Source organism: Cytobacillus solani (assembly GCF_001420595.1).
GTDB lineage: Bacteria > Bacillota > Bacilli > Bacillales > Cytobacillaceae > Cytobacillus > Cytobacillus solani.
Window position 1 is genome coordinate 726,344 of the sequence record NZ_LJIX01000006.1, and the last position, 21,952, is coordinate 748,295.

Annotated in this window: 18 protein-coding genes; 12 read left to right on the forward strand and 6 right to left on the reverse strand. The window is 37.3% G+C overall.

The annotated features are described in order from the left end of the window. Positions 1 to 1,257 carry a TRAFAC clade GTPase domain-containing protein gene (locus AN957_RS05310; protein WP_053478938.1) on the forward strand — a complete coding sequence of 419 codons (1,257 nt, stop codon included), beginning with the start codon at positions 1 to 3 and terminating at the stop codon, positions 1,255 to 1,257. Between the two features lie 3 nt (positions 1,258 to 1,260). Next, entirely contained in the window at positions 1,261 to 3,987 is a 2,727-nt protein-coding gene (locus tag AN957_RS05315; RefSeq protein ID WP_056682743.1) for a GAP1-N2 domain-containing protein, read from the forward strand. Positions 3,988 to 4,443: 456 nt separating this feature from the next. Here AN957_RS05315 and AN957_RS05320 read toward each other — a convergent pair whose 3' ends face one another. Further along, positions 4,444 to 5,586, reverse strand: a complete 1,143-nt coding sequence (locus AN957_RS05320) for a LuxR C-terminal-related transcriptional regulator (protein ID WP_056682746.1) — start codon at positions 5,584 to 5,586, stop codon at positions 4,444 to 4,446. Positions 5,587 to 5,828: 242 nt separating this feature from the next. Here AN957_RS05320 and AN957_RS05325 point away from each other — a divergent pair, with 242 nt between their 5' ends. Both AN957_RS05325 and AN957_RS05330 read left to right on the forward strand, forming a co-directional pair. Then, a complete protein-coding gene (locus tag AN957_RS05325; RefSeq protein WP_053478935.1) occupies positions 5,829 to 6,572 on the forward strand; it encodes an SDR family NAD(P)-dependent oxidoreductase in 744 nt (247 codons plus the stop codon). Between the two features lie 203 nt (positions 6,573 to 6,775). Next, positions 6,776 to 7,498, forward strand: a complete 723-nt coding sequence (locus AN957_RS05330) for a 3-ketoacyl-ACP reductase (RefSeq protein ID WP_053479307.1) — start codon at positions 6,776 to 6,778, stop codon at positions 7,496 to 7,498. A 179-nt stretch (positions 7,499 to 7,677) separates the two neighbouring features. Here the strand turns inward: AN957_RS05330 and AN957_RS05335 are convergent, their stop codons facing one another. Beyond that, positions 7,678 to 8,844, reverse strand: coding sequence for a pyridoxal-phosphate-dependent aminotransferase family protein (locus AN957_RS05335; RefSeq protein WP_053478934.1), 1,167 nt, complete (start codon positions 8,842 to 8,844; stop codon positions 7,678 to 7,680). A gap of 143 nt (positions 8,845 to 8,987) precedes the next feature. Here AN957_RS05335 and AN957_RS28000 point away from each other — a divergent pair, with 143 nt between their 5' ends. Next, positions 8,988 to 9,596, forward strand: coding sequence for a rhodanese-like domain-containing protein (locus tag AN957_RS28000; protein ID WP_056682749.1), 609 nt, complete (start codon positions 8,988 to 8,990; stop codon positions 9,594 to 9,596). A gap of 104 nt (positions 9,597 to 9,700) precedes the next feature. On the opposite strand, the gene AN957_RS05345 is transcribed toward AN957_RS28000, so the two are convergent. Continuing rightward, complete coding sequence (locus tag AN957_RS05345) at positions 9,701 to 10,342, reverse strand: NAD(P)-dependent oxidoreductase (RefSeq protein ID WP_053478932.1); 642 nt, start codon at positions 10,340 to 10,342, stop codon at positions 9,701 to 9,703. A gap of 203 nt (positions 10,343 to 10,545) precedes the next feature. Between AN957_RS05345 and AN957_RS05350 the strand changes: the two genes are divergently transcribed. Both AN957_RS05350 and AN957_RS05355 read left to right on the forward strand, forming a co-directional pair. Continuing rightward, the gene (locus AN957_RS05350) at positions 10,546 to 10,980 is read left to right on the forward strand and encodes an Rrf2 family transcriptional regulator (RefSeq protein ID WP_053478931.1); all 435 of its coding nucleotides are present in this window, start codon (positions 10,546 to 10,548) and stop codon (positions 10,978 to 10,980) included. 489 nt (positions 10,981 to 11,469) lie between these two features. After that, positions 11,470 to 12,333 (forward strand): mechanosensitive ion channel family protein, encoded by an 864-nt coding sequence (locus tag AN957_RS05355; protein WP_053478930.1) that lies wholly within the window; start codon positions 11,470 to 11,472, stop codon positions 12,331 to 12,333. A gap of 72 nt (positions 12,334 to 12,405) precedes the next feature. On the opposite strand, the gene AN957_RS05360 is transcribed toward AN957_RS05355, so the two are convergent. After that, the gene (locus AN957_RS05360) at positions 12,406 to 13,605 is read right to left on the reverse strand and encodes a DUF418 domain-containing protein (RefSeq protein ID WP_231690190.1); all 1,200 of its coding nucleotides are present in this window, start codon (positions 13,603 to 13,605) and stop codon (positions 12,406 to 12,408) included. A gap of 154 nt (positions 13,606 to 13,759) precedes the next feature. Here AN957_RS05360 and AN957_RS05365 point away from each other — a divergent pair, with 154 nt between their 5' ends. Further along, the gene (locus AN957_RS05365; RefSeq protein ID WP_053478928.1) at positions 13,760 to 14,479 is read left to right on the forward strand and encodes a response regulator transcription factor; all 720 of its coding nucleotides are present in this window, start codon (positions 13,760 to 13,762) and stop codon (positions 14,477 to 14,479) included. Next, a complete protein-coding gene (locus AN957_RS05370) occupies positions 14,476 to 16,239 on the forward strand; it encodes a sensor histidine kinase (protein ID WP_056682752.1) in 1,764 nt (587 codons plus the stop codon). Before AN957_RS05365 ends, AN957_RS05370 begins: the two co-directional genes overlap by 4 nt. Positions 16,240 to 16,262: 23 nt before the next feature. Here the strand turns inward: AN957_RS05370 and AN957_RS05375 are convergent, their stop codons facing one another. Then, on the reverse strand, positions 16,263 to 17,498 hold the full coding sequence (locus AN957_RS05375; RefSeq protein ID WP_053478926.1) for a helix-turn-helix domain-containing protein: 1,236 nt from the start codon (positions 17,496 to 17,498) through the stop codon (positions 16,263 to 16,265). 122 nt (positions 17,499 to 17,620) lie between these two features. Between AN957_RS05375 and AN957_RS05380 the strand changes: the two genes are divergently transcribed. Beyond that, positions 17,621 to 18,919 carry an MFS transporter gene (locus AN957_RS05380; protein WP_053478925.1) on the forward strand — a complete coding sequence of 433 codons (1,299 nt, stop codon included), beginning with the start codon at positions 17,621 to 17,623 and terminating at the stop codon, positions 18,917 to 18,919. Between the two features lie 404 nt (positions 18,920 to 19,323). On the opposite strand, the gene AN957_RS05385 is transcribed toward AN957_RS05380, so the two are convergent. Further along, positions 19,324 to 19,752: a VOC family protein gene (locus AN957_RS05385; protein WP_053478924.1), complete on the reverse strand. Its 429-nt coding sequence runs from the start codon at positions 19,750 to 19,752 to the stop codon at positions 19,324 to 19,326. Between the two features lie 241 nt (positions 19,753 to 19,993). On the opposite strand from AN957_RS05385, the gene nagA reads away from it, so the two are divergent. Further along, a complete protein-coding gene (nagA, locus tag AN957_RS05390) occupies positions 19,994 to 21,151 on the forward strand; it encodes an N-acetylglucosamine-6-phosphate deacetylase (protein WP_056682755.1) in 1,158 nt (385 codons plus the stop codon). A 69-nt stretch (positions 21,152 to 21,220) separates the two neighbouring features. After that, positions 21,221 to 21,952, forward strand: coding sequence for a GntR family transcriptional regulator (locus tag AN957_RS05395; RefSeq protein WP_379998305.1), 732 nt, complete (start codon positions 21,221 to 21,223; stop codon positions 21,950 to 21,952).

Sequence of the window (21,952 nt, forward strand, 5' to 3'; positions counted from 1 at the left end):
ATGATCAGCATGTTTAAGAACTTGTTTAAGAAAGAAGAAGTCAAAGTAAAGCCGCCATTTTATGATATCGTCTGTCCTTATTGCTTCGAAAAATATCAGCCAGAAGATGTAGTATTCCGGGCTGCGCATCATCTGGAAGATGATGAAAATTATGCACTTCAGGAAGATGAAGAGCTGAATAAATATCGGGCAAAATTTGGGATGGACTCTGTACCAGAGATGGAAGCGGTGCTCCATCCAAAATACATTCATGATGATGATAAAATGTATGCCGACGGTGTACTCGTTGCCATTACAGATTCACATGGGATAGTTACGAGAAAGCGCCTTTGCCCTAGCTGCCATAATGAACTGCCTATTAATGCTGGTAAGGTGCCAAGCAATATTATTTCGATTGTAGGAGCATCCTCGGTAGGTAAATCAGTATACATGACTTCCTTAATTCATACCCTTCAAAATACGACTGCTTATAATTTTAATGCAGCCTGTATGCCATTAAATGCAGATGTCAGCCGTAAATTCAAAGAAAAATATGAAGATCCAATTTTTGAAAATGGCAGAATGCTGCAATCTACGAGATTAGAGCTGCAGGAGCCCTATATTTTTCAATTAATCTTTAAAAATGAAAAGCAGGCACCGCTCACTTTAGTCTTTTTTGATGTTCCAGGTGAAGGAATGGTTGATCAGGATTTTCTATCTATCTTTGCCTCCCACATTAAAAATTCAGCAGGGATTTTATTCCTTGTTGATCCATTGCAGATTAAGTCGATCCGGGAACGAATGCTCATTCATTTAGACAATCGTGGAGATTTATCTGAGCGATATGCTGAGCCACGAGATGTGATTCTAAATTTGTTTGAGAATTTTATTGGTCATCAGGATAAAGGAAAAACGGCTATTCCGACAGCTGTTATTATTACAAAGAGTGATTTATTAACCACACTTGCTGAAGAAGATGGTGCCTATATTCAGCCGAACAGTAATTTGTTTAATAACTATGTACATACAGGCGCGTTAAATTTAATAGAGTTTGAGAATATTAATGGAGAAGTTAGAAGGCTTATCGAGAAGATTGATCGCCCATTTAAAGATGCTTTAGATGTTTACTTCACAAACACAGCCTTTTTTGCTGTATCAGCACTAGGTACGAATCCAGTAAATAAGGAAATATCTGGAGTAGTAAATCCGATTCGTGTCGATGAACCAGTCATATGGCTATTGAACCAGCTAGGCTATATTGAAGGAAAGGAATACTAGGCGATGGTACAAATTCAGCAGCATATGTACACAAGGGAGAGGGAAGGAATCTTTACGACCACTCCTGGATACGATACGATTGCTAAATCGAAAGGGCTCGAAAACAATTTTATTAAAAAGGTGATTCACCCTCTCAGTTCTTATTATCCTCCTAAAGAACTTTTAAATAGCGGGGAAAGAGATGAAGGAAAGTATCCAAAATCAAAGCTTATTATGGTTACTGAAACAGGGGAATTGATTTTTGGACAAAGTGTATATAAAGAATCGGACTATACAGGAGAGAGGGAAACCTTCTTTTCCCATAATATGATTGTCCCTAAAGAAAGAGCAAAGGAGTATCTTTATTCCGCCGATACAGTTTTTGGGAGTCTTCCTTTCCGTACAGGCTATGAACTTACAAACGGGAGCCAGTTGGAAGAGTTAGATCATTTGCCTTTTGTAAATGGGGATTTCAAACCGTTGAAGGCTGTTTTGAACGATAGTCATATTTCGTCTGATCAATTTATGCAGTTGGTATTTGCGCTGCTTTCTTCATTAACAACGAAGAAAAAAGTGTATGTGTCCTTACCTAGAGATATCATTTCGGCAACTGAATCTGCTTTTGATTTAACTTATTATTTATTCCAATGTATTCCACATGAACTAAGGAAATATTTTGGGTTTATTTCCTATGCTGCCGAACCCCAAAGTAAAAAGAATATTAACCTCATGTTTGTTGAAAAGGGAAGCATTCGTCCAAATGACAGTTTAATAAGCAAGGACTACGTTTTTGACTTTGCTTTTAATCATTTTATCAATGCGAACGAAAATATAAATCATCATCCTTTCATTGAGTTTGTATATAGAAATTTACAGCAAACTCCTTCAAAGCTAGCAGATTTTTATACGTTTGCGAAAACATCATTATGTGATCATAAAAGCCCTTCACTCCAGTCTTATAATGATTTAGTCGCCTTTTATTCTATTAAAGAAGGAACCTATAACCATTTAAACAATAAGCAGTCATCCCTATATAAAAGTTTTCGTTCATTTTTAACGAGTGATAATATCACGCAAAAAACAGAGTTATATCATGTTTTAGTGAATCTAGTAAATGATGATGCTGCAAAAATCTCTAGGAATGCATTGCCTGAAGACGAAACAATCGTCGAGATTTTACAGATAGCCTCCTTATTTGCTCAAAAAGATCTTGGTAAAATCAATCAGTATTTAATTTTGGCATTATACTATGGAGCAAATGATTCAAATTATTTAAATCAAGTTTATAAACATATAAAGGGATACCCTCTGCTATTTAAAAATGTGAATGCTGCCATCTTGAAAAACCAAAAATTAGTGCCAGTTATACTAGAAGCTTATGTGAAAATGCGATTGAATCGCATGGCAACATTAAAAGAGGTAACAGGAGAAATTAAATTTTGGCTGGATCAGCATCCAGAGGTATTTGATAACCAAGTAATTAATGGTCTGTCTAAAGAAAGGCTTGTCTTAGTTTTTCAAAAGGAAAGCAATCAATTAAGAGCCTTTCAAGAGGTGCAGAAACATTTAAGTGGAACCAGAAGTCTAGCAGATAGAATTCAGTGGTTTAAAAAGAATATGATAACTGATCTGTCTTTAGAAGTGATGGGCAGCTTAAAGATGGAATTACTAAGTCCAGAGGAATTTGACCAAGCTGCTGTCATAGTCAATAATATCCCAAGGGAATTTATGAATGCTGAGATTAAGCAAAAGATCGAACTTATTAATATAGTTCATGACATTATGGAGAAAAGGTATCTCTCTAATCCAGAACGTTATTTTCAGTACTCCCATTTCGACAAACTTCAAGCAATCGTTATAAAGTTAATACCAACGAGCCATTTAGAAGAGCAAACGGAAAGGATTGCTTTATGTTTTTATAACAAAGGCCACAGAAAAGATACTATCTATCACTATGATGAAATGTTTTCATTTGTAGATTCAAATGGCGGCATGGAAGAAATGAGAGTCTTTTTACAGCGTTTTATCAGAATGTGGGGAGGTTTCCAGGTAAGTGATCCTGCTTTCAAAAATTCTGTCCAGCGTTATTTGAACACGCATGCAAAGGTGATTTTTGGTGATAAAAGAGTCGAAAAAAGATGGGAAGCTATTCATCCAATAATCAAAAAGGCAATGGAGGAGGTTAAATTTCAGCAGCTTAGCGCTTTAGGTAAATATATTTATAAAAACAAAAAAACGGTGATATCCAGTTTGATCATTTTGATCAGCTTGGTCATTCTTGGAGGAACAGGCGGACTTGTCTATAAGCAGATAATGGATGAAAAGGCAGCGGAGGCTCTTGCTATTCAAAAGAAAAAGGAAGAAGCAGAGAAGAAAAGAGCAGCAGAAGAAAGAGTAAAAGCCGAGCGTGCAGAAGCAGAACGAGCAGCTAAAACCATGACACTTCAGGCAACTGGGATGACATACAAGGATGTTAATAATGATGGGGAAATTTCTAATTCAGATGAATTAATTATAGTGATTTCAAATGAAATAGACATGACAAAACTCCCTACTCTTGAGCAATTGGATATAAATTATAAGGAAGAGAAAATAGAAATCAACAATGTATCGGAAGCAGATATAGTAGTAGAACCAAATGCAGCAAGTGTGAATGTAAAGATTACTGATAACAATGTAGCTTATATCCTTCCAATAGCAGAGAAGGTAATTAGTGAGGCAAACGAACAGAATGAATCATCGGAAATATGAGTGTATCTAATGAGCTTTTATAAACGATTGCTATTGAGAAAAATCAATTAGAGGCACGATGAAGAAACTCCTCTAAAGTTGCCTTTTTCCCATCAGTGCTATATTCTGTGGCTTTTTCACGCACTTGCTCTTTTATAGTAGGAATATTCGTTGCCGATGCATCTTTAACTGAGGTCAGCTTCGCGATTTCCGTTCCGTTCCGTTTCGTGTAATAATAATAACCTCTTGTGCCGCATGCATTAAGTACTTACCAAAATTATTTTGTATTCTGTTGAGTTAATAATCATATCGACACCCTCCACGAATTAGCTAAAATAGCTATTTTAGTTAATCTGATTTTATGAACGTTTAATATGAATGTCAAATTGAAAGGATAACATACGGAAGAGCCAGACTTAAACAGAGTCTGGCTCTTTTTGTTGCTTTTTCATCCTCAGGAGGAGTGTGCAGAATGATTTATTCGATCAGGCCGAGACGGAATGCGGAGGCGACGACTTGAGTGCGGTTTTTGGCATTTAGTTTTGTCATAAGGCTGCTAATATAGTCTCTGACGGTATGTTCACTCAAATGCAGTAATTCTCCCATTTTTTTGTTGTCATATCCTTCGGTAAGCAGGTCTAGGATCATTGTTTCTCGTTCAGTCAATCGAATCTCTGCTACTCTGCTTACCTCATCGTTATTTCTTGCAAGGTATAGTCCAATCCGTTTTCCGGCTTGTTCGAGTAAGACTAACTCTTCTTTCGAACAATCAAATTCTTCCCCTAACTGATCAAATGTTAGCCAGCCTAATAATTGCTGCTGATTAAATACGGGAACAAAAATAACGGAAGAGAGATTGAACAGTTTGATATGTTCCTCACTTACAAAATTATGAGGATTTTTTAGAAATATAGGTCCCCTAGTATTAAAAAAGGTATTCTGTTTATTAAGCTGCCCTCTCATACTCTGAACCTTTGTTAGTTCAGATCCAATGACCCCATAAAACTGATTGGACCAAGGAATATATGCGTAAAATACACATCTTCTATAGTGGAGGATATCCTCGCATTTTTTTAGAATATGTGCAAGGTTATTAACACCTGAAGTACTGATTAAGATCTGGTTTAATTGATCTAGCAAATATAGTCTTCTAAGTTCCTCGTTTTCCTCTGCATTTCTAGAAACAGGACTCTCTGTTTCAGAATCCATCCATTTGTTATAGCTATAGAGAAGGTGAGAAAAAATGGATAATAAAAACAATAAAATGGGAATGTTGCGGCTATGTTGTTTTAAATTCGCCATTAATGTAAGGATCGATTTTTCAAAAAATAAGTGAAAAAAATGGAATATCCGTGTATCCAATATAGTTATTTGTGATTGCAGCCAAGTATCTAAATGCTCCTTGTAATGATTGCTGATCTCTTCAATATCTGGATGAGACAAAAAATGTATAAATGAGTCTAATAGTGTACCAACTTTTATCCGCTCTTCTTCAGTTATAGCAGGATCAAGATTTATATATATCGTAATATTTTCTCTAATTTGCTTGCTATGACTTTTAATAAAGATAATGAATTGTTCAAAATCTATTTCTTCATATGCATTGGATTGAGGCTTCATACGAATTCATTCTCCTTAAAACAATTTAACCCTATGAATGAAGGATCATCCTCTACGTATTATACAGCATGATGTAGGATAGTAATTCATACAAGGAGTAGTAAAATTGAATTATAACAAATAGTTAATCTTTTCAAAACAATAAACAGTATTTGCACGTTGTAAACAAAAAAAGCTTAACTAAATATGTATTTAGCAAGCATGGATGGAACAAATATGATATGAAGGAATAGGTGATTAATATGAGATTGGATAACAAGGTAGCTATTATTACAGGCGGAGCAAGTGGAATCGGAGAGGCAACGGTTCGTTTATTTGCTGAAGAAGGGGCAAAAGTAGTCATTGCCGATTTTTCTGACCGTGGACAAGCGATTTCAGAAGAACTAAATGCAAATGGGTATGATACATTTTTTGTAAAAACAGATGTAACTAAGGAAGACGAAGTAAAACATATGATTTCTGCAGCTGTAGACAAATACGGAAAGCTTGATATTATGTATGCGAATGCAGGGATTGCCAATGATGCAATTGCTCATGAGCTATCTTATGAGCAGTGGAAGAGAACAATTGACATTAATCTGTCAGGTGTATTTCTTTCTGATAAATACGCGATTGAACAAATGCTTAAACAAGGGACAGGCGGTGCGATTGTTAACGCTGGATCTATCCATAGTCATGTGAGCTTACCAAATGTAACTGCCTATTCAGCTGCAAAGGGCGGGGTAAAGCTTTTAACGCAGAATTTGAGTGCAGCTTATTCAAAGCATGGGATTCGAGTGAATGCTGTTTGTCCAGGCTATATTGATACACCGTTAATCAGCGAGGTGGATCCTAAAGTGAAAGAATATCTTGCTTCCCTGCATCCAATTGGCAGACTAGGCAGACCAGAAGAAATTGCCAAAGCCGTATTGTTCTTAGCTAGTGATGATGCCTCATTCGTAACTGGTGCTAGCTTACTAGTTGACGGTGGATATACGGTGCAATAACATTTTGACGGGAAAAGAATGAAATAGCGGCCTATTCTCCATGCGGGAATAGGCTTTTTGTCGAGGGATAAGGATACAGGAACCTTATCCTAGAAGCAACTTACTTGATTACATAAATAGGAAGGAATAAAATATATAAATCTTCTTCTATAATGAATGTTGAAATAGAAGAGCAAGATATATATGGAAAGGGGACGTTTATATTGTCACAGTCATTAAAAGGAAAAGTAGCGATTGTAACAGGATCTGGCAGAGGGATCGGCCGAGCAATAGCGACTGCGTTAGCTAAAGAAGGAGTTAATGTTGGGTTGCTTGCAAGAACGGAAGATGCTTTGAAAGAGGCAGCAGCTGAAGTTCAAGAATTAGGTGTTAATGCGGCATACGCAGCTGTCGATGTTTCATCAATGGATCAGGTTGAAGAAGCAGTTAAACAATTGACAAGCGAGCTTGGTACAGCTGATATTCTCGTAAATAATGCGGGAACTGGGAAATTTGCGTCTCTATTAGATATGGATCCAGAAGAATGGAAGAGAACGATTGATGTTAATTTAATGGGTCCATATTATGTAACACGTGCGGTTCTTCCTCAATTAATTGAAAAAAATGGTGGGGACATTATTAATATTTCTTCTACTAATGGGTTAAATGGGGCAGCTACATCAAGTGCATATAGTGCATCAAAATTTGGGCTGATTGGTTTAACTGAATCGTTGGCACAAGAAGTCCGCAGAAATAACATCCGTGTAACTGCATTGGCTCCAAGCACGGTAGCAACAGAGCTTGCAGTTCAAAGCAATTTAATCAATGGGAACGAAGAGAAGTATATGCAGCCTGAAGACATAGCTGAATTTGTTGTGTCACAATTAAAATTACATCCGCGAATTTATGTGAAGGCTGCAACACTTATTGGAACAAATCCATTTTAATAGAACATTTTAAAATTAAAAGACGAAAGCAAAAAGCAGTGCATTTTGGTATTCACTGCTTTTTACTTTTAAAGATGTTTAATCCCAAATTTATAAGCCTAGATATACTATTTTTTAAAAAGAGTATAAGAAATCGGACGTACGGCAGTGGGAGAGATAGTGTTAATGGTTCTACTTCTTTATCTAGTTTTCAATGTATTTTTCTTACTTAAAAATACATTCTGGGCTGCCATAATGCCTGCGCCAGGTTCAAACGAATAGTTAAAATCCTGCAATCCAGCCTCCATTAAAGAAATAGCTTCAAGAACATTACTCGGGAAGCAATAGCCCATATGGCCAAATCTAAAGACTTTTTCCTGTAAATGACCTAGTCCCCCAGCAAAATCTAGATGGTATTCTTTTTTCAAGTGTCCTAGAAAATCACTAAGATCCAATCCTTCTGGAGTTAGAATTGTTGTAATGGTTGGTGAAGCGAATTCGTCGCTAGTAAGAAGTCCTAAGTTTAAAGATCTCATTGCTGCTCGGACCATATCCCTCATTAGAGCATGCCGAGCAACCGTTTGGTCAAACCCCTCTTCCTCAATTAAGTCACAAACAGCAGCTAGTCCGTATATTAGCGTAATAGCTGGTGTATTAGGTGTCATTCCTTTCTCTGCCCAATTGCGGTAGCTTAATAGGTTTAGATAATATGAAGGAGTCTTATTTTCCTCAATCGCTGTCCATGCTTTTTCACTGACACTAACAAGGGAAAGACCAGGTGGGAGCATCATTGCTTTTTGTGAGCCAGTTACTAAAATATCAATACCCCACTCATCCATTTCTGCTAGTGTACCGCCGATACAACTGACTCCGTCTACAATAAATAATGCATCAGTATGCGCGTGAACAACCTTTGCTATTTTGTCTATCGGATTGAGAACACCAGTAGATGTTTCGTTGTATGTAACGAAGACAGCCTTTATATTATTTAAAGGCTTGAGGAATTCTGTAAGCATCTCTTCTGTACAAGCCTCTCCCCATTCAATCGCTAGCTTATGTACATTGAAATTATATTTTTCACATATTCCTACAAAATAGTCACCAAATGCCCCGATAGTAATAACGACCACATCTTCTCCTGGTGAAACAATATTGACTGCTGCTGCCTCTAGTGCTGCAGTTCCACCAGATGGTAAAAGTAAAATATCTTGCTTCGTCCCAAACAATGGCTTCACTCGTTTGTTTATCTCACGATATAGTTCTACGAAATCACCACTGCGGTGGCTGTAAATATCTTGTGCCATTGCTAATTGTACTTTTTTAGGTATTGGTGTAGGTCCTGGGTGTCGTAAAATATTTGTATACATTTCCATAGCCTCCCTTTTTGTTAAATTATTTATATCTAACTATAAAAAAAACATTTTGTCTAATTATTCTTACTTTTAAAACAGAAGGGTAATGGGATATAGTTTTCATATAGTTTATAGCATTATATATTTAGGAGTATTCTATGAAATTGAATAAAAGTGGATTGGAATATGTAAAATCCTTAATTCTTGTTGATATGCCGCCTAAATCCTTATCGGCAAATAAGGATGATTGGGTGGAAGGGCCATTAGATGATATTGCTTCAATTTATAATACGTATTTACGTAATTCAAGCGGTCTAGAGGACTATAAAGATAAACCAATCATTCTCTATTGCAACACAGGAAATAGAAGTGGAAAGGCAGCAGAAATACTAGCAAACAACGGGTTTACGGATGTAACAAATGCGCAAGGTGTTAAAGAATACGAGTATGATTTAGTGCATTACAAGGAGGTTAGAGGGGCAGCATTCCAAGAAATGATTGATGAAAATAAAGATCTTATTCTTGTAGACGTTAGACCAGAAAAGCAAGTTAAAGAAGAGGGTATGATTGAAGGGGCAATAAATGTGCCATTCGATGCTGTGAAGGAAAATCTTGATAAATTACCAAAAGAGAAGACAATTGCTTTATATTGCAATACAGGTACAAAGAGTTCAGAGGTTGCAATGCAATTGGAAGGTTTAGGATATGAAAATGTGATAAATGCTATTGAAGGTGTAAAGGAATACTCTTTCATATTAGTAAAATAGTATAGCCCACTTGCTACAGGTCTTTCCTATGGCAAGTGGGTTTTTTGGTCAAGCATCTAATTTAGAAGAGGTAGGCTTAGCTGCCTAATGATGTTAACCAATAGTTATTCAGCTTCAGAAACAAGGGTAAACCGCTCATTCATATGTTGAGGATTTTCAATTTCATCCAATACAGCAATAGCGTAATCAGCATAGCTTACATAGCTTTGGCCTGCATGATTTAAAATTAAATGATCCTTCCCTTTTTGATAGGACCCAGTTCTTTTACCTTCAGGGTTAAAGAACGCAGCTGGGCTAATGAAAGTCCATTGAATGGCGCTTGCATTTTGCAGGTCTTCTAAGTTTTTTCCTTGATTCGATGCTGTTGCAAAATATTCTTTTGGAAAATCAGGTGTATCCATTACGCGAGTCGTTTTTGCTTCGTCAACAAAAAGACTGCCTGCTCCGCCAACGACAATTAATCTTGTTTGTGGAGCATTTTTTAAGCATTCAATTAATTTTCTGCCAGCGTCTACATGCAGATGTTCTTGGCCTGGGGCTGCACCGTATGCATTAACAACAACGTCAAATTCCTTTAAATCGTCTGTTGTTATATCAAAAATATCTTTTTCCAATACAAGGTTAACGTGATTTTGAAGTTTCCCAGCATTCCTTACAATAGCTGTGACCTCATGATTACGTTCAAGAGCTTCCTTTAAAATTTGATTTCCAGCCTTCCCGCTTGCACCAATAATTCCAATCTTCATTTTATTCATCCTCCTTAGGTATAAGTTGTAATAATAACGATTACATGTAACAATATAAGTTACAACTAATACGTTTGTCAACAATAAATGTTAAAATGGATATATTAAGGTTGTTAATTATGTATACAATTACTTGTAACTATACATTTTACATGGTATATACTTTATAGATTATGGGAAAAAGGTGAAGGAAGGCGAATAAAATGTCTATTAGTAGTCGATTCTCTGTAGGAATTCATATACTATCTCTTTTAGAAATTAATAAAGATGGAGTGAATACATCAGAATTTATTGCAGGCAGTGTCAATACAAATCCTGTTGTTATAAGAAAAATCATGGGGATGCTTAAAAATGCCGGTTTGGTAAAAGTCCGTCCTGGTGTCGCAGGTGCAGAACTTGGGAAGGATATTTCAGAAATCACAATGCTTGATGTTTATAAGGCCGTTAATGTTGTACAGGAAAAAGAGCTATTTGGTGTTCACGCAAATCCAAATCCATCATGTCCAGTTGGGAAAAATATTCAAGAAACAATAAGCCCCATATTCTCTGCTGCCCAGCTCTCAATGGAGAAGGCACTCGATAACGTTACAATAATGGACGTTGTAAAAGAAATAATAGAGAAAGGACAAGGGACATGACCTTGTCCCATAATATGTGGGGGAAATAAATACGGGATAAACAGAAATCCATGCGATAGAGGAATGATGATTAGTGCATAATAATTCTTTCTATGACTAGGAACCTGCACCTTGGATCTATTTCCATTAACCTGAATCAGATAGATTCAGTTTTTTTATTTTGAGTTGGATCTTCTGTTATTAAAGAGGGAGTAGCCTTTTAGGCTTGTAGAGAGAATGTATAGTTGGACATAACATAATAGTATATTTGAAATACTCATAGTAATAATCTTGGTATTGCTGTTCTTTATGTATATTTTTGATTTGCTCAAGAGGTTATAAAGAAGCAGTTCTCTTTTAATACTTTAATAAAAAATTGTAACACAACATTTTAGATGAACAGAACAAAAAAATAGATTGTTCCATCTAAATAGAAAATGATTGAATGAAAAGGGGAAACACATTAAGATAAACAATGTGAAAAAGCTTTAAAAGGAAGGATGAAATGGTTTGGTAAATTTTAAGACTTTTGATTGGGAAGGTTTGCTTATAGATGCAGGAGTGAAAGCTCTTGAGATTATTGGAATATTAATTGCTTTTGTAATCGTTAAGAAAATTGGCAGTAAGGTTTTAGATCGGACTTTCCTTAACATAAGCAAAAGGAAGAACATTTCAGAAGGCCGTGCTTTAACACTACATAAGCTAGCCGAAAATATTTTATCGTATAGTTTAATCTTTATTCTTGCTGCTTCATTGTTTAATGCATTTGGATTGCCAGTTGCAAGCTTAATTGCAGGTGCAGGAGTGGTCGGACTAGCAATTGGTTTTGGAGCGCAAGGACTTGTGAGTGATGTTGTTACAGGATTTTTCTTATTATTAGAGAAACAATTGGATGTAAATGATTACGTAACAATTGGCAATATTGATGGGGTTGTAGAGGCAGTAGGCTTACGAACTACCCAGCTTCGGAGCTTTGATGGAACACTAAATTTTATTCCGAACCGAGATATACTGACTGTAAGAAATCATTCCCGTGGAAGTATGCGTGCGCTTGTTGATATTGGGATTGCTTATGATGAAGATATTGATCATGCGATTGAAGTGACTCAGGCAGTTTGCGATCAAATGGCTGCAGAGAATCCTGTCATTGTAGAAGGTCCAAATGTCATCGGCGTTCAAGCTTTAGGTGCATCTGATGTTGTGCTGCGTGTAATAGCGAAAACAGAGAATGGGGAACAATGGGCAGTAGAACGTGATATCCGTAAGGCAATCAAGGCGGCATTTGATGAAAACGGAATCGAAATTCCATATCCTCATCAAGTGATGGTTCACAAAAATGAACAAAATCTAGGGAAATCACGAGGGAATGAATGATTAATATAGATTAAAAAAAGTCAGTTCTATATTTAATTGTAGAACTGACTTTTTCATGCAATCATTTTATATTTATATTTGTTCTTTAACTTGTGGATAATCAGGTACTGGCTTAGCCTTTTTCTTCGTATTCCCGCTCCATTTTAAATACGTTCCAATTCTCATCAATTTTTCAAAAGGTCCAACTTTCCAAACCTTCAAATAGAAGTGGCTGGTGATGACTTGAATTCCATAAATGGCAATAGCTAATAATATGCCATTAATAACGCCGATTTGCCCAAATAATCCAAACCCATAACCATAGAAGATGGTTGTACAAATGATACTTTGAAGTAAATAGTTAGTCATGGAAAGACGTCCAACATTTTCAAAAAGCTTTAGAAAAACCGGATTTACTCCCTTTGCATAAAGTAGGGCAAAGGCGAAAATATAACCAATCGCTAATAATGGTGCACCCAAGATTTCTGCAACACCTGCCCAAACGGTATTCGGCAGTAAATAAGGAATGCTCTTTAGTAGTAAGCCAATAGGAACGAGTATACTTGCCCAACATACATACAGCTTTCGTTCTTCCTTCGGCTGGGTGAACCAGCGCATTTTTGCAGCATACATCCCAAGTAAAAATAATGGGCAAAGCATAAACGGAGTTAATAGAATGATAAAGAAATAGGCACCAGGAGGGAGGCCAAGCGGATCTTCCCCGCTATTGCGAAAATCTTTAATCTCTGAATAGCTGCCATCTGCATAAATAAGATTTGCCTTTTGTACGTATGAGTTTATACTTTCTGCTTCTTCTGGAGTTTCCATCATATTTCCAAACCCAATGAACGAAGTTAAAATGAGCAAAGTGACCGCCCAAATGAAAATCGTTTTTTTCTTGCGATTTAAGAAAATCATCATAAGCAAACCTAAGCATCCATATGAAAATAGGATATCGCCCTCCCACACAAAGGTGGAGTGCAGCAGCCCAAGAACGATTAACAGGAAAAAACGACGTGCAAAATGCCGTTTCACCTTCCCGCCATTTTCTTCAAGCTTTTCCTTCATTTTGATCATCGAATACCCAAATAGAAACATAAAGATTGGCATAAAGCTGCCTTCCACAAATACTTTTACCCATATATTCGCAGCCTCATCACCGACAAATAACTTAAAGTGCTCAAGTTCATTCATTCCCCAAATGCCGTATTGAAAGATAAGCATATTCGCCATTAAAATGCCTATTAAACTAAATCCTCTAATCCCATCAATTATTCCTAATCTTTGTTTCATCTTACCTTCTCCTTTATTCATATCTGCATACCCCTACTCTACTTTGTTCAGCTTTCAAGACAATGAACAAAACTTTACTATTGGATAAATTTTTTCCATTTCGTTCAACTGTTCGTAAAGTTGCTATGCTACGATATGGGAGAGGTGGATACACATGGAAACAAACAACATCTTAATTGTAGATGATGAAAAAGCAATCGTTAAAATGCTGGAGCTCATGTTGAAAAAGGAAGGGTTTCAGCATATTTATACGGCCCATTCAGGCAGCGAGGCGCTTGAAATAGTAGAAAAGATAAACATCGATATTATTATTCTCGATGTCATGCTGCCAGATTGCAGCGGATTCGAGCTTTGTCCGAAAATCCGTGAGAAAACGAATGCTTACATTATATTTTTAACAGCCAAGGTTTCTGACCTTGATGTGCTAACGGGTTTTGCAACGGGCGGGGATGATTATGTCACGAAACCATTTAATCCGCTAGAGATTGCTGCCAGAATAAAAGCGTATCTTAGGAGAATGCCAGCTCCATCTGCCAAGGCACAGCCAATATCTAAGGCTACTAAACTATATGATTTTGGACGATTTATTCTGGACGAGAGTGCTGGAGAACTAATCGTTAATGGAGAGCCAGTTCCATGTCCTACACAAGTATATTTACTGCTGCTCTATTTTTGTAAACATCCGAATATCGTGCTCTCTAAATCAAATCTTCTGGAAGCAGTTTGGGGATTTGAACACTTTGTTGATGACAACACAGTTTCCGTTCATATTAGAAGAATTAGAGAGCGGATTGAAGAAGATCCAAGCAATCCTAAATTTCTGCTCACTGTCAGGGGTCTTGGCTATAAGCTTATTAAAGGAAAACAAATATGAAACGATTAAGAAGGCGGCTATTCCTCCATTTCTCCTTTCAATTTATTTCATTGGCAGTGGCAATTATCATACTATTTTTTTTCATTTTACTCATAACAATTGTTTGGATAACGAAGGATGAATCAAAGTATAACTATTATCAGACGAAAATTGAAAGCATTTCGATGGATACAGGAAGTTCATTGAAGGAAATTACGATGCCTGATGGCTGGGATAAGGATTTGGCTGAGGAAGGGATCTGGGTACAACTTATTAATCATAAAGGGGAAGTCATTGAATCAGGCAATGTTCCAGATTCGATACCTAAACAATATAGCCAGCATGATTTACATAAAATGCAGGAAACAAATGAGCTCCAAGGCTATTCCCTATATTTCTATTTAGAAACGTTATATGAGGAGCCGTATTTATTCGTGTTAGGACACGAGGATAAAGGGCGTAAAATACTTCAGCAAATTATAGGTGACTATGGAAAAGAAGGCATGATTTCGCAAGAACAATTGAAACAGGTTGAGGATCAGCTTCTTTCAATAGATGGGTTTATTAAGGTTTATGATGTGAGTGAAAATTTAATTCAAGAGGTTGGCAGCCCATCAGGTCTTGATGAAGAACTCCCGTTAGATGTATTTGTACGTAAAGTGGCCCCTGATATTTATTCGACGAAAACTACCATAATTAAGGATCCAGCAACGCAGGCTTTATGGGTGCTTTATACCCCAAATAAAAATAAAGAAGAAATCAAGCTTGATTCACTAAAAGAAATTATTATTGCATTTGCAGTATCTGGTGTTATTGTTCTTGTCGTAACCATTGTGATCTCCTTTTGGAATGGCTTCCGTTATGGGAATCCGCTTTTTATTTTTACTAGCTGGCTCAGCCGGATGGGGACTGGTAAGTACAATGAGGTATTAACCGAAAAGGAAAAGAAGCTTATTTTCCGGAAAAATGGGAAGGTTCGCCTGAAATACCGTTTATATGCGGAAGTTTTTCAAGCGTTTTATGCGATGGCAGAAAAATTAGCCGCATCAACGAAGGAGAGGGAGCAGCTTGAGAAAACAAGGGAGGAATGGATGGCTGGCATTTCTCATGACCTTCGTACCCCTTTAACGACGATGCAAGGCTATGGAACGCTATTGGAAAGCGGACAGTATGAGTGGTCAAAACAAGAGCTTGAGGATATAGGGAGAACAATTGGCGAAAAAAGTGCTTATATGCTAAGTCTTATTGAAGACTTCTCATTAAGCTTCAGATTAAAGAATGAGGCTGCACTTGTTGATTTTCAGTCGATTGAAGTGAATCAGCTCCTTACAAGCATAGTGATTAAGTTCCATGAGGATATGACATTATCAGACTATCACCTATCGTTTGATCCATTAAATCATAACCTATCCCTTCAAATTGCGAAACGCTGGTTTGAAAGAATGATGGATAACTTAATATATAATGCGATTATTCATAACCCGCCAGGAACTGCTATCAGAATAGCAATAGAAGAAGACAGTGGGAGCGGGAAGCTTAAGATCATGATTAAAGATAATGGAATCGGTATGGATGAAGAGACAAGAAAACATCTATTTAATCGTTACTATCGAGGAACGAGTACAGATGAACGTGTGGAGGGCTCTGGATTAGGGATGAGTATCGCTATGCAAATTGCCGAGCTGCATAAGGGGGACATTATTGTAGACTCGGAGATAAATAAAGGGACCGTGGTTACAGTTTGTATCCCGCTTCCTCAGGATAACAAGCAGTTGGAATAACTATGTGACAAGCAGAAGAGAAATTACTCTTCTGCTTGTTTTAACATTTTTACTTTTTGATAGGTGGCATAGCAGAAATCTTTATACGATGTATCTGGCAACAGCTCAAAATTTTTCACGGCAACTTCTGAAAAATGAATAGCTGCTTTTAAATCTTTTTGTTCCAGATGACAAAGGGCCGTATAGGAGTCTGCAATATAAAAAATGGATAAATCGAACGGATGATGAATATATGAAGGGATGTTAATCTTTTCAAGGCACTGAAGAGCTTCAGAAAAATGACCAAGTTCATATAAGGCTCGTCCTTTTTCAAGGAAGAAATACGGTTGATACCCTTCTGGTTTCTGATTATTTTCAAGTATCGCATCAATCCATTCAATTGCTTTAGCATAATCATGTTCGTCAGAAATGAGTGAATCAATGTTTATCAGCTCACAAAACCATTTTGAGTTCATATCATCAGCAAACTTCTCATATTGCTTCAGCTTCTGTGTGTAATACGCCTTTTTTTCAGTATTCTTTGACATCATCGCATATCCAGCAGCAAGCCGATATAAATCATCAATTAAGTAAAATATTCGATTCTCTTTTGAAAAGTTTATCGCCTCATTCATTACGCGTGTAGCAGATTCTGTATCACCGACAGCAAAGTGTAATGCTGCTTCATGATAATCCAACGATAACCTTGTCATTGGATCGATGTAAGCGTGAGTTGTTTCAATTTTACGGCGTTCATTTACATGTATGTTTAGTGACTCTGCATAGTCATGGGCAAAAAACTCTACCGCCGAACGAAAAACACCAAGTGATGCCCTGCGTGAAGTGAGGTTCATCTGATCATAGATTTGTACAGCTTTATCTAATAATCCTTTCCAACCATCCTTTTTTTCATAGTAAAGTGAGCGGCTGTAAATATCTAATAAGCGTGCTGATTCGTATCCATTGGCAAGTCTGCTTGCATAGGGTTCAATGAGGGCAATGAGCTGCTTATATTGATCATTCACTTCTTCTAAATCTTGATTAAACAACTTTTCTGCCTTTTCAAGAACTTCCCGTAATTCCTGTGAACTGATTTCCTCTAATAAGTCTGTTACATCTACACCTAATCGCTGTGCGATATAGGCTAGGCTTTCCATAGATGGATTTGCCTTATTATTCTCAATGAGACTTAGCATTCCTTTTGTGAGTGCATCACCTGCTAACGTTTCTAGTGTCATTTTCTTTTGTTTTCGTAATTTACGTATGCGTTCACCTAACATGGCTTTTAAACACTCCTGATTTTTAAATATAGTTTAATTATATTAAACTTTTTCTTGAAAAGAAAGAGGGGAGGTGATATGATTTGTTTAATTAAATTAAACATTTTGGAAGGTGTGTTATTGTGGAAGATGCATTAAAGCTGAAAAAGGCGACCTATCATTTATGGACATTTACGATTAGTAAACTGATTTCAACGTTCGGTGCTAATGTGTATTCATTTGCGATTAGCTTTTATATTCTGCAAATGACAGGATCTGCAACAAACTTTGCTGCAAACCTTATTTGCAGTTTGTTGCCTCGAACAATCGCCGCACCATTTGTTGGGTATGTGGCAGATAATTATTCCCGTAAGGCAATTGTCATTTGCTCACAGATTGCAACAACAATGGCAATTGGAGGACTCCTTATCGTTAGCTTACATTCGGGTCTCTCCCTTGCTGCCATTTATACAACTACCTGTATTTTATCCATTACGTCGACCTTTTCCGGTGTCACTTTTTCCTCATCGATTACAGGACTTGTAGATGAAGCAAGAATCCAGAAAGCCATGTCATTAAACCAGATGTCTATTTCTTTTGCCTCGATAGGCAGCCCAGCAGTAGGGGGACTTTTATTCGGTGCTGTTTCAATGCCGGTATTCCTCATTATCTATATGATTGCCTCTAGTATAGCTATCGTTCTTGAATCAACAATGAACTTCAAACTGTTCGCAAAAAGGAAAGGAAAAGTTGAAGGGGAGAAAAAAGAATCGATGTGGCAAAGCATGAAAGCTGGATTCAATTATTTGAAATTGCAGCCATTACTAATCATCGTCATCTGGATTGCACTTCTTGTTAATTTCCTTTTAGGCGCATTTGAGGTTGGCTATTCCTATATTCTTATTGAAAAGTTAAAAATGAATTCACAGCATTTTGGGCTTACACAAGGTGCGTTTGCAGTGGGAATGCTAGTTATGTCACTTTATTTTTCAGTAAGGAAAGAAGTGAAATTTCCACTCCTTGTCTCAAAAAGAGGGATTTTAGGGATGGGAGCAATATTGGTTGGAATTTCAATTCCACTAATGATGTCACTATCTAATCTTTCTATATTTGCTTATTATGTTGTGCTCATGTTCGGCTTCGGTACGATCATTATTATTGTTAACACACCATTGCAAGTAATGATGCAAAAACAAATAGATGACGATTATAAAGGACGTGTTTTTTCATTATTTGAAACAATGGCAATGGCTCTCATGCCATTGGGAATGGTTCTATATGGGTTCTTATACGATGTGTTACCAGCCCAATGGATACTAATCCTTTCAGCTGCCCTTCTTATCGGAGTGGTCCTTTTGCTCGCAAGACCTGCAGTTATAAAAAGGGTGTATCCAGAACTTGATAAAGGGAAAGAGCCAAAGCGTGAAGTAGAAACTGTATAAGGAAAAAGTACTAAAAGCATGAAGAACCCACTTTTATCCTTTTTCTTCCTGTATAGTGACAATACATTTGAAAATGGAAATTTTAGTTGAGGTAAATGTAAGTGAAAAAAGGGATTGCTTCAGGTGAAGAATGTAAATAGCAGTATGAACAAAAATGTATAAAAAAAGAAAAAAGGAAATAGAATCTCAATGAGAGGATCTTTTTCCTTTTTTACAAGATAAGAAAGTATAACTTTGGAGTTAGAGAGTTGTCTAGCTCCAGCGCCTATCGCCTATCAAACTTCAGGCCCCCTCCCTACGATAAGTCAACATCGGTTCGCTATCGCTCACCGTGTTTCCTTTATCTCAGTCGCGGTCCTTCCAGTTTGTACGGCGATGGTCAAGGCGCTTGCGCTTTTCTAAGATTACATGCCTGTTTCTCCACTGTCATGGCTTAATTGCCACCCAATGCCAAATTTATCAGTTAATTGACCATAGCATTTGCTCCAGAACGTTTCTTGAAGCTCCATGCCGACGGTCCCGCCTTCTTTCAATTTATTAAATACCGATTTAATTTCATCGATGTCCTTGCTGACAATGGCAAGGGTGATGTTATTTCCCTGGGTGAAAGGCGATCCAGGAAAAGTGTCAGAGAACATGACAGTGCTCCCGCTTATTGTTAAGCGTGCATGCATGACTAAATTTTTGGCTTCCTCTGGAAGCGGATATTCTGGGTTTGGCTTTGAATCACCAAAGGCCATAATTTGAGGTTTATCAGCTCCGAAAACCTCAGCATAATATTCTACAGCTTCACGACAATTTCCATTAAAAGTTAGGTAGACTTCTACAGCCAACTTTACCACTCCTCTAAAATAATCAGTATAGTACAACCTCATTATAACCATTAACCGCTTTATCCAATATACATTTTCTAAAAAAAAATTTAAAAGATTAAAAATTTAGACTTTTCTTTTTAATGGATGTACCCTATAATTGGTATAGACAACTATACCAATTAATGCTATTAGAGGAGAGTTAAGACATCAAAGGCTAAAGGATTCCTTTTTCAAATTTAGCCTTTTAGGAGCTGTTTAAATGGAAAGAAAGATACTCATTTCCAATGTCACAATCGTAAATTATGATCAAGCAGAATTTGTAGGCAGTATTTTTCTTAAGGATGGCAAAATCGAAAAGGTAGGAAAGGATTTACAAGTGGATGCAAATGAACATCTGGATGGTACTTCGGGAGAATGGGTCGTATTTCCAGGGTTTATTGATATGCATATTCATGGATCAGAAGGCTTTGACACGATGGACGCGACAGAAGAGGCACTTCGTGGCATGGCTCGCTCATTAGTTAAGGAAGGAACGACAGGCTTTTTAGCAACAACGATGACTCAATCGATTCAAGCAATTGAGGATGCGTTAGAAAATATCAGTTATTATAAGAGTAATACGGATGAGGCAGAGCTGTTAGGCATTCATGTTGAAGGTCCTTTTATATCAAGAAGATGGGCTGGTGCCCAGCCCATGGAGCATATTATTGAGCCATCCATTGAACAGTTTAATAGATGGCAAGAGCTTAGCGGGGATCGAATCAAGCAAGTAACGATTGCGCCAGAGGCCAGGAATGGATTTGAATTTGTAGAAGCGTGTAGGAAGATGGGGGTTCTTGTATCGATTGGACATTCAGATGCAACAGGAGAGGAAGTGGAGAGGACCGCAGCATTAGGAGCTCGGCAAGCTACGCATTTATTTAATGGAATGCGCCCTTTTCATCACCGTGAACCAGGCGTTGTCGGAGCGGTTTTGCTTGAAGAGCGGATAAAAACTGAGCTAATTGCTGACTTTTTGCATAGTCACCCAGATGCCTTAAATCTTGCTTTTCGACTGAAAGGAGCTTCAGGGATCATCCTGATCACGGATGCTATGCGGGCAAAAGGACTCCCATATGGCGACTATGATTTGGGAGGACAAACGGTGTCTGTCACAGAAGATGGGGCACATCTCTCCAATGGATCGTTAGCCGGGAGTGTTCTAACGTTGGATCAAGCTGTTCGCAACTTCAAAAAGACTACAAATTGTTCATTACAGGAGCTCGTCTCTATGACATCTGCTAACGCTGCTAAACAGCTGCAGCTTCGAAATAAAGGCTATATTGCGGAAGGTTTTGATGCAGATATCGTTATCTTGGATCAAGCGTTACATGTACAAAAGACAATCTGCCGGGGCAGCATTGTTTATCACAGATAAACCGGCTGTAAGACCTCAACTGATTGAGTTTCACTTTATGAAAATGAAATAGTAAGTGCAATGAAAGGAATGAAAGACTTGATAGATAAAGAATCTCGAGTGCCTATCTATCTCCAAATTGAGGAGTTGCTAAAGCAGCGCATTTATCTAGAAGAATATAAAATTGGTGAAAATATCCCTTCAGAGCGAGAGTTATCTGAACAGTTAAATGTGAGCCGCATGACTGTCAGACAATCCATAACAAATCTTGTGAACAATGGACTTTTATACAGGGAAAAAGGAAGAGGCACATATGTCGCCAATCCGAAGCTAGAGCAGCCTTTAAATGGGTTAACTAGTTTTACGGAGGATATGAGAGCAAGAGGAATGGAACCAAGCAGTAAATTAATCAATTTCGAGAAGATGATTCCACCAGTTGATATAGCTAGAGAGCTGCAGCTAGAACAGGATGAGTATGTTTTTCATGTCATTCGCATACGCAATGCGGATCTAAAGCCGATGGCTATTGAAAGGACGTACATTCCTGTGAAAATCTTCCCAGAACTGGATGAAAAGAAAATAATGGGATCTCTCTATGCGTTAATTGAGGCAAGATCGCACCAGAAAATTGGCAATGCAATTCAGCAAATGGAGGCAGCGATTGTTTCAAAGGAAGACAGCAAATATTTACAAATTAGTACTTCGCAAGCCGTGCTCATTATTAAAAGAACTAGTTTTTTAACGGATGGTGTTCCATTCGAATTGGTACGCAGTACATATCGTGCCGATCGATATAAATTTATTAGTGAAATTAAGAGGTGA

Bases quoted from the DNA above. Each gene is read 5' to 3' on its own strand.
- AN957_RS05370 (WP_056682752.1), top strand. From the start codon at position 14,476: ATGAAACGATTAAGAAGGCGGCTATTCCTCCATTTCTCCTTTCAATTT.
- AN957_RS05325 (WP_053478935.1), top strand. From the start codon at position 5,829: ATGAGATTGGATAACAAGGTAGCTATTATTACAGGCGGAGCAAGTGGA.
- AN957_RS05335 (WP_053478934.1), bottom strand. From the start codon at position 8,844: ATGTATACAAATATTTTACGACACCCAGGACCTACACCAATACCTAAA.
- AN957_RS05360 (WP_231690190.1), bottom strand. From the start codon at position 13,605: ATGAAACAAAGATTAGGAATAATTGATGGGATTAGAGGATTTAGTTTA.
- AN957_RS05315 (WP_056682743.1), top strand. From the start codon at position 1,261: ATGGTACAAATTCAGCAGCATATGTACACAAGGGAGAGGGAAGGAATC.
- AN957_RS05350 (WP_053478931.1), top strand. From the start codon at position 10,546: ATGTCTATTAGTAGTCGATTCTCTGTAGGAATTCATATACTATCTCTT.
- AN957_RS28000 (WP_056682749.1), top strand. From the start codon at position 8,988: ATGAAATTGAATAAAAGTGGATTGGAATATGTAAAATCCTTAATTCTT.
- AN957_RS05395 (WP_379998305.1), top strand. From the start codon at position 21,221: ATGAAAGACTTGATAGATAAAGAATCTCGAGTGCCTATCTATCTCCAA.
- AN957_RS05345 (WP_053478932.1), bottom strand. From the start codon at position 10,342: ATGAAGATTGGAATTATTGGTGCAAGCGGGAAGGCTGGAAATCAAATT.
- nagA (WP_056682755.1), top strand. From the start codon at position 19,994: ATGGAAAGAAAGATACTCATTTCCAATGTCACAATCGTAAATTATGAT.
- AN957_RS05365 (WP_053478928.1), top strand. From the start codon at position 13,760: ATGGAAACAAACAACATCTTAATTGTAGATGATGAAAAAGCAATCGTT.
- AN957_RS05320 (WP_056682746.1), bottom strand. From the start codon at position 5,586: ATGAAGCCTCAATCCAATGCATATGAAGAAATAGATTTTGAACAATTC.
- AN957_RS05310 (WP_053478938.1), top strand. From the start codon at position 1: ATGATCAGCATGTTTAAGAACTTGTTTAAGAAAGAAGAAGTCAAAGTA.
- AN957_RS05375 (WP_053478926.1), bottom strand. From the start codon at position 17,498: ATGTTAGGTGAACGCATACGTAAATTACGAAAACAAAAGAAAATGACA.